14 protein-coding genes and 1 pseudogene are annotated in these 14,287 nt (G+C 71.4%); 8 read left to right on the top strand and 7 right to left on the bottom strand.

Annotated features, from left to right (window positions below; all coding sequences use genetic code 11):
* Positions 1-6: 6 nt before the first annotated feature.
* Both ACFJI0_RS10115 and ACFJI0_RS10110 read right to left on the bottom strand, forming a co-directional pair.
* Positions 7-990: an HlyD family secretion protein gene (locus ACFJI0_RS10115; RefSeq protein WP_382324680.1), complete on the bottom strand. Its 984-nt coding sequence runs from the start codon at positions 988-990 to the stop codon at positions 7-9.
* A 4-nt stretch (positions 991-994) separates the two neighbouring features.
* Positions 995-2,368 (bottom strand): TolC family protein, encoded by a 1,374-nt coding sequence (locus ACFJI0_RS10110; protein WP_382324678.1) that lies wholly within the window; start codon positions 2,366-2,368, stop codon positions 995-997.
* 317 nt (positions 2,369-2,685) lie between these two features.
* Here ACFJI0_RS10110 and ACFJI0_RS10105 point away from each other — a divergent pair.
* Positions 2,686-3,601: pseudogene (locus ACFJI0_RS10105) on the top strand (bifunctional enoyl-CoA hydratase/phosphate acetyltransferase); the annotation flags it as partial.
* Positions 3,598-4,821: an acetate/propionate family kinase gene (locus tag ACFJI0_RS10100; protein WP_382324676.1), complete on the top strand. Its 1,224-nt coding sequence runs from the start codon at positions 3,598-3,600 to the stop codon at positions 4,819-4,821. The pseudogene ACFJI0_RS10105 and the gene ACFJI0_RS10100, both read left to right, overlap by 4 nt.
* Here the strand turns inward: ACFJI0_RS10100 and ACFJI0_RS10095 are convergent.
* On the bottom strand, positions 4,784-5,947 hold the full coding sequence (locus ACFJI0_RS10095) for an HPP family protein (RefSeq protein WP_382324674.1): 1,164 nt from the start codon (positions 5,945-5,947) through the stop codon (positions 4,784-4,786). The genes ACFJI0_RS10100 and ACFJI0_RS10095 overlap by 38 nt on opposite strands.
* Before the next feature lie 147 nt (positions 5,948-6,094).
* Between ACFJI0_RS10095 and ACFJI0_RS10090 the strand changes: the two genes are divergently transcribed.
* Positions 6,095-6,517 carry a group III truncated hemoglobin gene (locus tag ACFJI0_RS10090; RefSeq protein ID WP_382324672.1) on the top strand — a complete coding sequence of 141 codons (423 nt, stop codon included), beginning with the start codon at positions 6,095-6,097 and terminating at the stop codon, positions 6,515-6,517.
* Entirely contained in the window at positions 6,508-6,954 is a 447-nt protein-coding gene (locus tag ACFJI0_RS10085; protein WP_382324670.1) for an RrF2 family transcriptional regulator, read from the top strand. Before ACFJI0_RS10090 ends, ACFJI0_RS10085 begins: the two co-directional genes overlap by 10 nt.
* Before the next feature lie 4 nt (positions 6,955-6,958).
* On the opposite strand, the gene ACFJI0_RS10080 is transcribed toward ACFJI0_RS10085, so the two are convergent.
* The 4 genes from ACFJI0_RS10080 to ACFJI0_RS10065 are packed head-to-tail and all read right to left on the bottom strand — an operon-like array spanning position 6,959 to position 10,371.
* On the bottom strand, positions 6,959-7,585 hold the full coding sequence (locus ACFJI0_RS10080) for a flavin reductase family protein (protein ID WP_382158155.1): 627 nt from the start codon (positions 7,583-7,585) through the stop codon (positions 6,959-6,961).
* A 24-nt stretch (positions 7,586-7,609) separates the two neighbouring features.
* Positions 7,610-8,602, bottom strand: coding sequence for a 2-hydroxyacid dehydrogenase (locus ACFJI0_RS10075; protein ID WP_382324666.1), 993 nt, complete (start codon positions 8,600-8,602; stop codon positions 7,610-7,612).
* Between the two features lie 27 nt (positions 8,603-8,629).
* Entirely contained in the window at positions 8,630-9,502 is an 873-nt protein-coding gene (locus tag ACFJI0_RS10070; protein ID WP_382324664.1) for an amidohydrolase family protein, read from the bottom strand.
* On the bottom strand, positions 9,499-10,371 hold the full coding sequence (locus tag ACFJI0_RS10065) for a hypothetical protein (protein WP_382324662.1): 873 nt from the start codon (positions 10,369-10,371) through the stop codon (positions 9,499-9,501). The genes ACFJI0_RS10070 and ACFJI0_RS10065 overlap by 4 nt, the downstream gene beginning before the upstream one ends.
* Positions 10,372-10,552: 181 nt before the next feature.
* Between ACFJI0_RS10065 and ACFJI0_RS10060 the strand changes: the two genes are divergently transcribed.
* The 4 genes from ACFJI0_RS10060 (at position 10,553) to ACFJI0_RS10045 (ending at position 14,285) form a co-directional block, all read left to right on the top strand.
* A complete protein-coding gene (locus ACFJI0_RS10060) occupies positions 10,553-11,539 on the top strand; it encodes a Bug family tripartite tricarboxylate transporter substrate binding protein (protein WP_382324660.1) in 987 nt (328 codons plus the stop codon).
* 6 nt (positions 11,540-11,545) lie between these two features.
* Positions 11,546-12,514 carry a D-2-hydroxyacid dehydrogenase gene (locus ACFJI0_RS10055; RefSeq protein ID WP_382324658.1) on the top strand — a complete coding sequence of 323 codons (969 nt, stop codon included), beginning with the start codon at positions 11,546-11,548 and terminating at the stop codon, positions 12,512-12,514.
* Between the two features lie 81 nt (positions 12,515-12,595).
* Positions 12,596-13,414, top strand: a complete 819-nt coding sequence (locus tag ACFJI0_RS10050; RefSeq protein ID WP_382324656.1) for an IclR family transcriptional regulator C-terminal domain-containing protein — start codon at positions 12,596-12,598, stop codon at positions 13,412-13,414.
* 100 nt (positions 13,415-13,514) lie between these two features.
* Positions 13,515-14,285, top strand: coding sequence for an HpcH/HpaI aldolase/citrate lyase family protein (locus tag ACFJI0_RS10045; RefSeq protein WP_382324654.1), 771 nt, complete (start codon positions 13,515-13,517; stop codon positions 14,283-14,285).
* The last annotated feature ends 2 nt before the right edge of the window (positions 14,286-14,287 follow it).

The raw sequence follows: 14,287 nt of genomic DNA, 5'->3' as shown, positions 1-14,287 counted from the left end.
GCGGGCTCAGGGTGCGGGGAAGACCACGCTCATGCCCGGTCGCAGCTGCGCCACCGGACTGGCTGGGCGCAGCCGGATCTCGAAGGTGCGCAGATCGGTCCCACCCGGTCGCGCGGCGCGCCAGGTGGCGAAGTCGGGCAGCACGCCGACCGACGCCACCACCAGTTCGATGCTGCGACGCAGCGCCGGCACCTCGGCGGTGTGCCGGCTGCCCACCGCATAGTCCGCCATCGCGTCCTCGCGCACCTGCAGCACCGCCCACACGTCCTGCAGGTTGACCAGGGTGATCACCGGGAAGCCCTGAGGTGCGATCTCGCCGGGCTGGATCTGGATCTTGCTCACGTCACCGGCGGCGGGCGCCGTGATGCGCGTCTCGGCCAGCGCCACCTCCGCTTCCGACAGCACGCCGCCGACCTGCTGGGCCTGGTACTGGGCGGCCGCCTTGTCTTCCGGGCGCGCGCCCTTGCGCGCCATCTCGTACTGCGCCCGCGCCGCATCGGCCTGCTGCTGGGCCGCCCGCCACTGGGCCAGGGCTTCGTCGCGCTTCTGCCCGGACAGGATGCCCTCGGCGAACATGGTCTGCACCCGGTCGTGGGTGGTCTTGGCCAGTTGCGCGCCGGTCTTGGCGCGCTCCCAGTTCAGGCGCGCGGCCTCGACCTCCTCCGGCCGCGCACCGGCATTGGCCTTGGCGGCCACGGCCGAGGCCGCCGCCTCGGCGGCGCGCGCCTGGGCGATCTTGGCGGCCACTTCCGGGCTGTCGAGTTCGAACAGCAGATCGCCGGCCTTCACGGTCTGCCCCAGGTGCACATGCACCGTGCCGACGCGGCCAGGCACCTTGGACGACACATTGATCTCCTGCGCCTCGATCTGGCCCTGCAGCGGCAGCGGCTGCGGCGTGAAGGCCTTCCACAGCCCCCACGCGAGGAAGGCGACGACGGCCACACCGAGGATGGCGAGAAGGACGCGCTGGACTTGGGAGGGCATGGGCATGGGCTTACTCGGCTGGGGGAGCGATCTTGATGTCGGCGTTCTGCGCGAATTCGGCCAGGCGCTGGGGTTGGCCGCTGGCCTCCAGCAGGCGGGCCAGGGCCATGACGTAGTCGTAGGCGGCCTGCACGCGCTCGGTGTCCACCTTGAGCAGGTTCAGGCGCGCATCGGTCAGGTCCAGCGAGGTGCTCTGGCTCTGCTGGAACGACACCGTCTGCAGGCGCAGGTTCTCGCGGGCCAGGCGGATGGTCGAGTCCATGGACAGGAACTGCGCGCGCGCATTCTGCAGGGCCCGCCACTGGCTCTCGATCAGGGTCGGCACGTCGCGCTGCGCCTGCTCCTCCAGGGCGCTCACGCGCTGTTGATCGAGGATGGCGGCCTCTTTCATCTTGCCCCGGTCGATGCGGTCGATCAGTGGCACCGACACCAGGATGCCCACCGCCCAGTTGGGCTGCACCAGCTTGTCGCTGCTGCGGTTGAAGTTGTAGTTGCCGATCGCCAGCACCGTCGGCAGCTGGCCGCCGGTCTGCAGCTTCAGGGCCTGGTCGGCCTGGGTCCGCTTGCTCGCGATCTTGTCCCAGGCGGGGTTGTGGGAGAGCCCCGCGTCGATGAAGGACTGCAGCGTGCCCACCGATGCCGAGTTGACGAACAGCGGCGTGGTCAGCGGCGCGGGCGAGGCCGCGCCCAGCAGGCGCGTCAACGCCACCTGCGCGATCTCGAGGTCGCTCTGCGACCTGGCCAGGTCGCGCCGCGCGCCGTCGAGCGCCACGTCGGCCTTGAGCCGCTCGGCGGTCGCGATCAGGCCGGTCGCCTCCAGGCGCTGCGCGGCGCGCTGGTGGTCGGCGATGCCCTTGGCCGCCGCGCTGCGCAACTGCACCGCGTGCGTGGCGAGCTGCAGCGAGAAATACCGCTGGGCGACGGTGGTCGACATCTTGTCTTCGACGTCCCGGGCCTCGGCCCGGGCCTCGTCGGCCTTGCCCGCTTCCAGCCCATGGATGGCTTCGAGCCGGCCGCCGGTGTAGATCGGCCAGTTGGCGCTCAGGCCCAGGGAATGCAGGTTGAAGGTGCGGTTCACCGACACCGCGTTGGGAATGGGCGGAATGGACAGGCCGCCGGGCACGACCGACCCCAGCGAGCCCGCGGCATTGGCCAGCGGCGAGGTGTCGAGGTTGAAGGTGGTGGCGACCCGGCCCGAAAAGCCCGAGAGCGACAGGGCCGGGCCCCCCAGGTGGGCCAGGGCCTCGGCCTTGAGGTCTTTGGCCTGCACGTCCATGCGCGCGTTGCGCACCTGGCCGGACGCCTCTTGCGCCTGTTGCAGGGCCTGCGCGTAGTCCAGCCCCTGCGCCAAGGCCGGTGCGCTCAGCGCGAGCAGAGCGGCCACGGAAACAAGGCTCCGCCAGTGGCGTGAAAAAGGCTTGGTCATCGGGACATTTCGCAGCGATGAAGGCATGTTGGACTGGCTGTAGAAAGTACCGGTGCCGCCCGTTGTTCCCTGCGAGAACACCCCACCCAGGCGGCGAAACGAACATACCACAGCCACCCCGCTGGCGGCCTCGATGCCCTCGGGTGGCATTAGGGAGGTGCCTCCATGGCGGGAGCGCATGCCATCATCGCCATGGCCCCGCCTTCCCGCACCAGGACCCGCCCGACATGAAGCTCCCCGACACCCCGCCAGCCCACGGCGTGCAACTCACCCCCGAAGGCCTGCCCCGCCTGCTGGCACAGGCCGGCGCGCTCGGTGCCATCCGCGTCGCGGTGGTGCACCCCTGCGACGAACTCAGCCTGCGAGGCGCGCTCGATGCGCGAGACGCCGGCCTGATCGAGCCGGTGCTGGTCGCGCCGCGAGCGCGGCTGGAAGAGCTGGCCGCGCAAGCCGGCCTGGACCTCTCGGGCCTGGGCATCGAGGACGTGCCGCACAGCCACGCGGCGGCCGCGCGCGCCGCCGAACTGGCCGGGCGCGGCGAGGTCGAGGCGCTCATGAAGGGCAGTTTGCACACCGACGAACTGCTCGGTGCCGTGCTGCCCGCCTCGGCCGGCCTGCGCACCAAGCGCCGCCTGAGCCACTGCTACCTGATGCAGACGCCCGCCTACCCCCGGCCCTTCATCATCACCGACGCGGCCATCCACATCGCGCCCACCCTGGAGGAAAAGGCCGACATCGTGCGCAACGCGATCGAACTCGCCCACACCATCGGCATCGACCTGCCACGCGTGGCGCATCCTCGCCGCGGTGGAGACCATCAACCCGCGCATGCCCGCCACGCTGGACGCCGCCGCCCTGTGCAAGATGGCCGACCGCCGCCAGATCACCGGCGCCCTGCTCGATGGCCCGCTGGCCTTCGACAACGCCATCTCGCCCGAGGCCGCGCGCGTCAAAGGCATCGATTCGCCCGTGGCCGGCCGCGCCGACGTGCTGGTCGTGCCCGACCTGGAAAGCGGCAACATGCTCGCCAAGCAGCTCGAGTTCATGGGCCATGCGGCCAGCGCCGGCATCGCCATCGGCGCGCGCGTGCCCATCGTGCTCACCAGCCGCGCCGATTCGCGCGCCACGCGCCTGGCCTCGTGCGCCATCGCCGTGCTGCTGGCGCACCGCTACCGGGTCAGCCGACCATGAGCGGCATGGTGCTCGTGCTCAACGCGGGTTCGTCCAGCATCAAGTTCGCCATCTTCGACGCCAGCGGCCCCACCGTGCCGCGCGAGCCGGCCTGGAAAGGCCAGGTGCGCGGCATCGGCGGGCCGCGGCCCACCACCGCCGACACCGACACCCCCGAGACCGCGCTGGCACTGGACCCCGCACAGCCCTACCACGAGGCCCTGGCGCACATCCTGCGCCGCGTGCGCGCCCACCTGGGCGCCACGCCACTGCGCGCGGTGGCGCACCGCGTGGTGCACGGCGGCCGCCAGTACTTCGACCCGGTGCGCGTGGACGCGGCCGTGCTGGCCGATCTTCAAAGCTACATCCCGCTGGCGCCGCTGCACCAGCCCTTCGCGCTCGACGCGATCCAGGTGCTGCTGGCCAGCGACCCGCGGCTGCCGCAGGTGGCCTGCTTCGACACCGCCTTCCACCACACCCTGCCCCAGGTCGAGCAGATGCTGCCCCTGCCCTACGCGGCCTGGGAACGGGGTCTGCGGCGCTATGGCTTTCACGGCCTGTCCTACGAGTACCTCTCGGTGGCGCTGCCCGAGCGGTATGGCGAGCTGGCGAAGGGCCGGGTGATCGCCGCGCACCTGGGCAGCGGCGCGAGCCTGTGCGGGCTGCAAGGCCTGCGCAGCCTGGCCACCACCATGGGCTTCTCGGCGCTGGACGGCCTGATGATGGGCACGCGCACCGGCTCGCTCGATCCCGGCGCGGTGATCTACCTGATGGAGATCGAGAAGCTCAGTCTGGAAGACGTGGGCCGCGTGCTGTACCACGAGTCGGGCCTGCTCGGCGTGTCGGGCGTGTCGTCCGAGCCGCGCCGCCTGTTCGCCGAGGAAGGCCGCGACGACCCCACCGGCGAACGCGTGCGCGCCGCGCTGGCGCTCTACGTGCGGCGCATCGTGCGCGAGATCGGCGCGCTGGTGGCCGTGCTCGGCGGCTTGGATCTGCTGGTGTTCACGGCCGGCGTGGGCGAGCACAGCGCCGAGATGCGCCGCCGCATCTGCCGCGACCTGGGCTTCCTGGGTCTGGCCCTGGACGAGGCGGCCAACGAAGCCAACGCCGCGCTCATCTCCGCACCCGGCAGCGCGGTGGCGGTGGCCGTCGAGCCGACCAACGAGGAATGGATCGCCGCGCGGCACGCCGCCGCGCTGATGCTCAGTCCGCCGGCCGCGCCACCTGGTGCAGCGCCCTGACCAGGTCCGACTCGGTGATGATGCCGGCCAGCCGGCGCTCGGTGTCGATGATGGGAATGTGGTGGTGCCCGCCTTCCGAGAACAGCGGCACCAGCTCGCTCACGTGCCGGTGGATGCTGGCCACACGCACCTCGCGCGTCATCAACTGGCCCACCACCTCCGGTTTGTCCGAATGCACCGTGCCGCTGCGCCGCATCAGCGCGCGGAAGCGGTCGCCGATGCCCTCGTGCCGGTCCAGCTCGGCGTGCCGCATGAAGTCCGACACCGTCACGATGCCCACGATGCGCCGCGCCCGATCCACCACCGGCAGCGCCTTGATGCGGTGCTGGCGCATCAGGCCCCAGGCCTCGCGCAACGGGGTGCCGAAGGACACCGCGATCGGCTCGGGCGTCATGATGTCGCCGCAGCGCAGGCTGCCGAAGTTGCGCTGGTAGGCCGCCGACTCGGCGTGGTGCAGCAGCTCCTCCAGGTCGTCGCGGCTCACGTCCAGCACCTGGTTGTAGTGCGCCAGGGCCGCGTCCAGGTCGGCCGCGCTGAAGCGGGCCGGCGCGGCGGTCGGCTCGTGCGTGGCCCGCACCTGGGCGTGCGGGTAGCGCCGCCCGCTCAGGCTGTTGTAGACCACGCCCGCCACCACCAGCAGCAGCGAGTTCACGAACATCGGGAAAACCGCGAAATGAAAGCCCACCGCGCCCAAGGAGGTCAGCAGCGCGGTCGCGCCGCCCGGCGGGTGCAGGCAGCGCAGCGCGAACATGAGCGCGATCGCCGCCGCCACGGCCAGCGCCGCCGCCCAGGCCGGGTCGGGCACCAGCATGGCGCAGGCCGCGCCCACCAGCGCCGAGAGCGTGTTGCCGCCCACCACCGACCAGGGCTGCGCCATCGGGCTCGCGGGCAGCGCGAACACCAGCACCGCACTGGCACCCAGCGGCGCCACCAGCCAGGGGCCCATGGCATTCGCCCCCGCCCACCATCGGCTCACCAGGGCCGTGAACAGGATGCCCAGGCCCGCCCCGGCCACGCTGCGCCAGCGCTCATGGGCATCGACGCGCACCGGCGCCGGCCAGAACGCCGCGAGGAAACGGGTGGCGCCTTCGAAGCGCGCGACGGGAGGCTGGCCATTGGGGTTCAATCGGGTCTCCGGAAGTCTTGAGATGGATCAAGGAAGCGCCGCTTTGGCGGCCCTGGCGCACGCGGGGGTGTCCGATCTCCCATAAGATTGATTCTAGATGGATCTTTTTGCGCGCCGAGGGTGCGGGGTCCGTGCACGGGAAACATCATGGGCGTCATGGCGGTCTGCACCGAGGAAGAGGTTTCGAGCATGGTCCATGCGTTCTACGCGCGGGTGCGGCGCGACGAGGTGCTCGGCCCCATCTTCAACGCCCACATCCACGACTGGGACAACCACCTCGCGCAGCTGGTGGACTTCTGGTCCTCCATCCTGCGCCGCACCGGCCGCTTCACCGGCGCGCCCATGCCGCGCCACGCGGCCCTGCCCGGCCTCACCCCGGCCCTGTTCCAGCGCTGGCTGGCCCTCTTTCACGAGACCACCGGCGCCCTGCCCAACCGCGCCATGGGCGAGCAGGCCTTCGCCATGGCGCAGCGCATCGCGCAAAGCCTCTGGTACGGCTACCAGCTGAGCAACAGCCCGGACGAGGTGCCCGCCGACCTCGTGCTCGACGGAGGCCCGCCGTGCGCCTGACCACCATGACCGACTACGCCCTGCGGCTGCTGATGTACCTCGCGCAGCAGCCGGATCGCCTGTGCACCATCGCCGAGGCCGCGCAGGCCCATGGCATCTCCGAAGCCCACCTCATGAAGGTCACGCACCACCTCGGTCTGCTGGGCTGGATCGAGACCGTGCGCGGCAAGGGCGGCGGCATGCGGCTGGCCCGCGCCCCGCACGAGATCGGCCTGGGCGAGGTGGTGCGCGACATGGAGCCCGACTTCCACCTCGTCGAGTGTTTCTCCAGCGGCAACACCTGCGTGCGCACGGGCGATTGCGCCCTGAACGGCGTGTTGCACAGCGCCCTGCAGGATTTCCTGGCGCGGCTCGACGGCGTCACGCTGGCCGACATCGTGCCCACGCGGCCCCTGCCGGCCACCCGCGTCGCGGTGCACCGCGTGGCGGTGCGCTGAGGCCTCAGGCCCGGGGCGGGTTGGGCCGGCCCAGCTCGACGATGGGCCCGGTGGAGGCGTACTGGTTGCCGCCCAGGCGCGTGAGCGGGCGGGTGCGCACCACGTCGAAGCGCCCGCTGGGCTCGATGAACTGGTCGTCCAGGTGCAGCGCCACCACGCGGCCGAACACCACGTTGCTGAAGGTGTCGCCGGGGCCGACGGGCTCGATGTTCACGATCTGCAGCAGCTGGCATTCCATGCAGGCGGGCGAGGCCGCCACGCGCGGTGGCCGCACCTTGTGGCTGGCGGCCTTCTCGAGGCCGGCTATCTCGAACTCGTCGGTGCCGTGAGGCGCGTTGAACGAGGACAGGTTCATCTGCTCGCGCAGGTCCCAGGTCACGAGGTTGGTGACGAACTCGCCCGTGGCGCGCACGTTGGCGATGGTGTCCTTCACCTCGCGGTCGTCGGGCGCGTTGCACGAGAACATGACCACCGGTGGCGCGGTGGACACCAGGTTGAAGTGCGAGAACGGCGCGAGGTTGACGCGGCCGTCCGCGCTCACGGTGCTGATCCAGCCGATGGGCCGGGGCGCGACGATGGCGTTGAAGAGGGAGCGCTTGAAGTCGGTCGCGGTGTCGAGGTCGATGTACATGTCAGAAGAATTCCGGGAAAAGAGTCAGGGCGTGGCGTTGACGATGGCGGCGCCCGCTTCACCGCGCACCACCTTCGCGAGGTTGTCGGCAGCCTGCTGGCGGCGGCCGAAGAAGCCCTCCCAGGTCCACGAGGCCACGTGCGGCGTGTTCAGCACGCGCGGGTGGGCGAGCAAGGGGTCGTCGCGCGCCGGGGGTTCGGGGTCGAACACGTCGAAGGCCGCGCCGGCCAGGCCGCCGGCATCCAGCGCGGCGATCAGCGCCGGCGCATCCACCAGCGTGGCGCGCGCCGTGTTGATCAGCACGGCGCCGGGCTTCAGGCGCGCCAGCGCCGCCGCATCGAGCAGCGGGCGGTCGCCGGGCAAGGCCGGGCAATGCAGCGACACCGCGTCGCTCTGCGCCAACAGCTCGTCCATGCCCACGGCTTGCACGCCCGCGGGCAGGTCGCGGGCCAGCGGGTCGTGCACCAGCACGCGCACGTTCCAGCCCGCCACGCGCTGCGCCAGCGCGCGGCCGATGCGGCCAAAGCCCACGATGCCCAGCGTGCTGCCGTCCAGCCCGCCGGCGAACACCTGGGGGCTGCGCCAGCCGCCGCCCTGCAGGTGGCCGCGGGTCCACACATGCAGCTGCTTGCGCAGCGCCAGCAGCAGGGTCATGGCGTGCTCGGCCACCGCCACGGAGTCGTTGCCGCCGGGCGTGTTGCAGACGGCAATGCCCAGGTCGCTCGCGGCCGCCACGTCCACCGTGTCCACACCGACGCCGATCTTGCTGATCACCTGGAGGCCGGGCAAGGCGGCCATCACCTCGCGCGTGACGCGGATGCCGCCGGAAATCAGCACGCCCCGGCACCCCTGGGCGTCGGCGATGAAGTCGGCCTCCAGGTGGCGGCGGTAGCCGGGGTCGTGGTTGGGCTTGCCCAGGCGCACGTCGAAGCCTTGCTCGCGCAGCCAGGGAATGCTGGGGTCGTCGGGCATCACGCGTTCCCAGATCAGGACGGGTTCGTTTCGTTGGGCGTTCATCAGGCGGGGTCTTCTCGGGAAGGGGGATCAGGCGTCGGGGAAACCGAACACGCGGGCGGGGTTGTGGACCAGGATCTGCTCGCGCAGGGCCGCGTCGGGCACGGCGCGCGCGAGCAGCTCGACCAGGTCGGCGTCGTTGGGCATGGTGGTCGTGGCCACGTCGTACAGCGGGTGCGGCCAGTCGGTGGCCCACAGCATGCGCCAGGGGTTGAGGGCGACCACCCGGCGGATCAACTCCACCGCATCGTCGTAAGGCGGTGCGAAGCGGTGGTCCACGCGCGAAACCTTCACCCACCAGTGGCCGCGCGTGACGGCCTCGCGCAGGAAGCGGAAGCCCTCGCCGTCGAGGTCGCCCGGGTTCAGGTAGGCCAGGTGGTCCACCACCACCTCGGCGCGGATGTCCAGCAGCAGGCGCGCGTGCGCTGCCAGTTCGTCGGCGGAGGCGTGCAGCGAGATGCTCCAGCCCAGGGCCTCGGCCCGGCGCACCTGGCGGCGGAAGGCCGTGGTGTCGAAGGCCGCGCCGAAGCGCGAGAGGATGTTGAAGCGCGCGCTGCGCACACCCGCCACATGCAGCTCTTCGCAGGCCGCGTCGGACACGCTGTCGTCGAGCAGGGCCACGCCCCGGTAGCGCGCCGGGTCCGCGCGCAAGGCGGTGAGCAGCACCGCGTGGTCGTTGCCGTACACCGAGGGCTGCACCAGCACCGCGCGCTGCACGCCCAGCCGCTCGTGCAGTGTGCGCAGCTCGTCGAGCCAGGCCACCGGCGGCTCGTAGCGGCGGCCGGGCAGCAGCAGGTCCACGCGCGCGGGGTCGAAGACGTGGACCGCGCAGTCGCACGACAGCGGCGGCAGCGCCACCGCCGGCTCGCGCGTGTCGCGCCGCCAACCGTGGTGCGCGTTCACGCGGACGCCGCGCTGGCGCTGTAGTCGCCGGCGTTGTGCACCCAGCCGCGCGCGATGAAGTCCTCGCGCGGCGGGCTGAACAGGTCGAGCAGCAGGTGGTGGCCGTCGCCCACACCCTCGGTGGTGTGCACCAGGTCCACCGGCACCACCACCAGCGAGGGCGATGGCGCAGCCAGGTGCTCGTCGTCGCGCCAGAGGTTGGCGTCCTTGCCCCAGGTCACCCGCAGGTGGTGGACGAAATTCCCCGCCAGCGCGAGCGAGCCTTGCTCCAGGTCGCCGTGGCTGTGCGGGCTCAAGGCCTTGCGGTCGCGCACGCCGTGGTACGACACCCAGTTGATGCTCAGCGTGTCGGTCTGCAGCATCTTCAGGCGCGGGTTGTCGGCCGGTGCCGGCACCTGGGCCATGTCGAACACCTGCACCAGCGGCGCGCCGGGCTTGCGGCGGAAGGGGCGGCCGGTGGGCTTGATGCGCGCGTCCGGCTCGGCATACGCAGCCTCGTTGAGCACCGTGGCGGGCTCGATGTCGGGACGGTTCGAGGCGATCACCGCGCAGGTGCCGGGCGCGGCGAGCCGCACGCTGGAGCGGCCGGCGGCCAGCACGCACACGCTGCCCGCGTTGGGCACCACCACGCTGGGCCCCTGCCCGGCTGGCGAGATGACCGCGCCCGCATCGGGAAAGACCAGCAGCATCTCGGCCGTGCTCTCGACGTCGAAGGGCTCGGTGCCTGCCTCGATCCACTCCACGATGAGGTTCTGCGCGCGCATGCGCCGGTGGCGGTTGCCCGCGACAGTGAGCGCGGGATGGTCGAGAAAGGCCGCGAAGCTGCGCGGACGGACACCGGGGGACGAAGGAGCGGGCGTGGATGGCATGAAGGGTGCGTGGAATGGATCGGGAATGCGGTGATCATCACCCGGTCCGCACCCGCGAGGCAATGCGAACGCGGCCGTTTTCTGCCTGCCGGAAAGCGGGCCGAGTTTCGTTGACACCCCTGGAGCCACTCGGGAATCATCGATCCATTCCCCTTTCTTCCATCGAGACCCGGAGACATTCATGACATCAGTTCAACGTTCCCTGCTCGGCGCGCTGGCCGGCGCCGCCCTCGCGCTGGGCACCGCCACCGCGCACGCCCAGGCGGACGACTTCCCCAACAAGCCCGTGCGCCTCGTGGTGCCCTTCGCCGCGGGCGGCACCATGGACCTGTTCGGCCGCCTCGTGGGCGGTGAAATGGCCAAGGCCCTGGGCCAGACGGTGGTGGTGGAAAACATGCCCGGCGCCGGCGGCTCCATCGCCACCGGCAACGTGGCGCGCTCCGCGCCCGACGGTTATTCGATCTGCTTCTGCGCCACCGGCAGCACCGTGATCCTGCCGCTGATGGACGCCAAGCTGCCCTACAAGGTCGCCACCGACCTGCCGCCCGTGGGCCACGTGCTGCGCATCGAGCAGACCATCCTCGTCAACGCCGAAAAAGGCGCGCCCAACCTGGCCGCGCTGGTCGGCAAGGCCAAGGGCAAGCCGGGCGGCATGTTCTACGGCACGCCGGGCAACGGCACCTCCAACCACCTGGCCGGCGAGCTGTTCAAGATCGCGGCCGGGCTGGACATCGGCACCGTGCACTACAAGGGCGAGTCCGCCGCCGTGCTGGACCTGCTCACCGGCCAGATCGACTTCATGGTGGCCTCGGTCTCCTTCGCCGACCCACAGGTCAAGTCGGGCAAGCTGCGCATCCTCGCGCTCACCGGCCCCAAGCGCGTCTCCGCCTACCCCGACGTGCCCACCATCGCCGAGTCCGGCTACCCCGGCTACGAAGCCACCACGCAGGTCGGCCTGCACGTCGCCAAGGGCACGCCGCAGGCGCGCATCGACAAGCTCAACGCCGCGATGAACACCGCGCTCAAGAGCAAGGAACTGCTGGACCGCATGGCCGCCAGCGGCGTCTCGCCCGTGGGCGGCACGCCCGACGGCTACGCCGCCTTCCTGCGCCAGGAGAACGACAAGTGGGGCAAGGTGATCAAGCAGGCCGGCATCAAGCTGGAGTAAGCCGACATGCCGACCACCCTGTTGATGCTTCCGCCCCAGATCCCCGCCACCCGCGACTGGGCGCAGCGGCTGGGCGCGGCTTTGCCCGAGCTGAAGATCGTCGTCGCCGAGACCCACGACGAGGCCCTGGCGGCCATCGCCCAGGCCGACGCCGCCGTGGGCACGCTCACGCCCGCGCTGCTGGCGGCCGCGCCGCGCCTGCGCTGGCTGCACTCGCCGCTGGCCGCACCGCCCACCGGCTATTTCTTCCCCGAGCTGGTCGACCACAGCCTGACCGTGACCAACGTGCGCGGCATCTTCAACGACCACATCAGCGCGCACATCCTGTCCTTCGTGCTGGCTTTCTCGCGCGCGCTGCACCGCTTCATCCCGCAGCAGCAGCGCGGCGAATGGCTGCAGCCGCCGCGCTACGAGGGCACGGTCTACCTGCCCGAGGCCACCGCGCTGATCGTGGGCGTGGGCGGGATCGGCGCGGAAACCGCGCGCCTGCTCGCGGCCTTCGGCGTGCGCGTGATCGGCACCGACGCGCAGCGCACCTCACCGCCCGAGGGCATGGCCGAGCTGCACCCGGCGCAGGCGCTGGACGGGTTGCTGCCGCGCGCCGATTTCGTCATCGTCACCGTGCCGCACACGCCCGAGACCGAAGGCCTGTTCGACCGCGCGCGCTTGCAGCGCATGAAGCGCGGCGCCTTCTTCATCAACATCGGGCGCGGCATGACCACGCGGCTGGACGACCTGCTCGCCGCGCTGCAGGCCGGCGAGGTGGGCGGCGCCGGGCTGGACGTGTTCGAGCAGGAACCCCTGCCCGCCGGCCACCCGCTGTGGACGCAGCCCGGCGTGTTCATCACGCCGCACGTGGCGATGTGGGGGCCCTATTACAACGAGCGCCGCTACGAGATCCTGCGCGACAACTGCGAACGCTTCCTCGCCGGGCAGGCGCTCGTCAACCGCGTCGACAAGGCGCTGTGGTACTGAGCCGGGGCCGCGCCATGGAGCTCAAGGGTATGATCCGCTCCCCCCTCCCGCCCCTGCGGGAGCGGACCGACGACGATGCCCATGGCCGACGACCCCGACGCCTCCGACGACCACCCCAGCGGATCGATCCGGGCCATCTCGCGCGCGCTGCAGATCCTGCGGATCATGAACACGCAGCCGACCTGGAGCCTGCACAGCCTGCACCTGCAGACCGCGCTGCCCAAGTCCACCATCTTCCGCATCCTGCACACGCTGCAGCTCGAAGGCTATGTGCGGCTGGAGGGCGGCGTGGGCGTCTACCGGCTCACCGAGAAAATCCTGGAGATGAGCGGCGGCTTCACCGAGAAGTCGCTGCTTGTCGAGGTCGGCTCGCCGCTGGCGCTGCGCCTGACCAAGGCCATCAAGTGGCCGGTGGCGCTGGGCGTGCTCGACGGCGACGCCATCGTGGTGCGCTACAGCGGCATGCCCTACAGCCCGATCGCCGCGCACTCCACCACCATCGGCCGGCGCCTGGGCCTGGCCGACACCGCCATGGGCCGCGCCTACCTGGCGTTCTGCCCGGAAGTGGAGCGCGAGATCCTGTTCGACATGCTGCGCGCCGCGCCCGGCGGCAGCCAGCTCGGCCACGAGGAACTGCTGCTGCAGGAACTCGCGGCCATCCGGCAACATGGCTACGCCGTGCGCCAGCCCAATCCGCAGCGGCGCACCGCCACCCTGGCCACGCCGGTGATGCACCGCACCGAAGTCGTGGGCCTCATGGGCATGACCACCTTCGGCAACCTCATGACACCGGCCACGGTGACGCAGTACGCGCCGCAACTGCAGGCGGCCGCCGCCGCCGTGAGCGAGGCCTACGCCACGCGGCTGCCGCCCAGCCCGGACACCGGCGCGCCTTTCTGACCTGCGGAAAGTCGCGCCGCGGCGCTTGCCGCGCCGGACCGGCACCATGACCATGGCGGCTTGGGCAACAACGCCCGCCATCCACAGGAAACACCGCTCGATGAAAACACGGGGCCACATCCGCCAGCGCGAACTCACACTGGGCACGTTCGTGAAAACCGACTCCCCCCAGATCACCGAGATCCTGGGCACCACCGACCTCGACTTCGTCGTGGTGGACGCCGAGCACGCGCCCTTCGACCGCCTCGCGCTGGACCGCCACATGATGGCCGGGCGCGCCGGCGGCATCCCGGTGCTGGTGCGCATCCCCGACACCGCGCCCGCCACCATCCAGTCCGTGCTCGACCTGGGCGCCGCCGGCCTGCTGGTGCCGCGCGTGGACAGCGCGGCGCAGGCCCGCGAAGTGGTCTCGCGCGCCCGCTACCGCCAGGGCAGCCGGGGCTTTTCCATCTCGCCGCGTTGCGCCGGCTACGGCACGATGCGCATGGCCGATGCGCTGGACGCGGGCGACCAGACGCTGATCCTGTGCCAGATCGAAAGCCCCGACGGCGTCACCGAGGCCTTCGACATCGCCTCCACCCCGGGCGTGGACGGCCTCTTCATCGGCCGTGCCGACCTCGCGCTGTCGATGGGCCTGGACGACAACCGCGCGCCAGCCGTGTCCGAGGCCTGCGATCGCATCATCGGGGCGGCGAAGGCGGCCGGCGTGAGCGCGGCCATGTTCGTGCCCAACGAGGCCGAGGCCCTCGCGTTCCGCGCGCGCGGCATCGACTGCTTCGTGGTCTCGTCCGACCAGTCGCTGCTGCGCCAGGCGACCCAGCAGTTCGCGGCGGCCAGCACCGCGCTGCGCCAGACCGCCGCGCGGCGCTGACG

The organism is Hydrogenophaga sp. UC242_53 (genome assembly GCF_042696965.1).
GTDB lineage: Bacteria > Pseudomonadota > Gammaproteobacteria > Burkholderiales > Burkholderiaceae_C > Hydrogenophaga.
This window is presented reverse-complemented; position numbering and strand designations above follow the sequence as displayed.

What these genes read in the sequence shown, in the direction of transcription:
- ACFJI0_RS10060 (WP_382324660.1), top strand. Translation starts at nt 10,553, where the DNA reads ATGACATCAGTTCAACGTTCCCTGCTCGGCGCGCTGGCCGGCGCCGCC.
- ACFJI0_RS10100 (WP_382324676.1), top strand. Translation starts at nt 3,598, where the DNA reads ATGAGCGGCATGGTGCTCGTGCTCAACGCGGGTTCGTCCAGCATCAAG.
- ACFJI0_RS10045 (WP_382324654.1), top strand. Translation starts at nt 13,515, where the DNA reads ATGAAAACACGGGGCCACATCCGCCAGCGCGAACTCACACTGGGCACG.
- ACFJI0_RS10115 (WP_382324680.1), bottom strand. Translation starts at nt 990, where the DNA reads ATGCCCATGCCCTCCCAAGTCCAGCGCGTCCTTCTCGCCATCCTCGGT.
- ACFJI0_RS10055 (WP_382324658.1), top strand. Translation starts at nt 11,546, where the DNA reads ATGCCGACCACCCTGTTGATGCTTCCGCCCCAGATCCCCGCCACCCGC.
- ACFJI0_RS10050 (WP_382324656.1), top strand. Translation starts at nt 12,596, where the DNA reads ATGGCCGACGACCCCGACGCCTCCGACGACCACCCCAGCGGATCGATC.
- ACFJI0_RS10090 (WP_382324672.1), top strand. Translation starts at nt 6,095, where the DNA reads ATGGGCGTCATGGCGGTCTGCACCGAGGAAGAGGTTTCGAGCATGGTC.
- ACFJI0_RS10075 (WP_382324666.1), bottom strand. Translation starts at nt 8,602, where the DNA reads ATGAACGCCCAACGAAACGAACCCGTCCTGATCTGGGAACGCGTGATG.
- ACFJI0_RS10065 (WP_382324662.1), bottom strand. Translation starts at nt 10,371, where the DNA reads ATGCCATCCACGCCCGCTCCTTCGTCCCCCGGTGTCCGTCCGCGCAGC.
- ACFJI0_RS10080 (WP_382158155.1), bottom strand. Translation starts at nt 7,585, where the DNA reads ATGTACATCGACCTCGACACCGCGACCGACTTCAAGCGCTCCCTCTTC.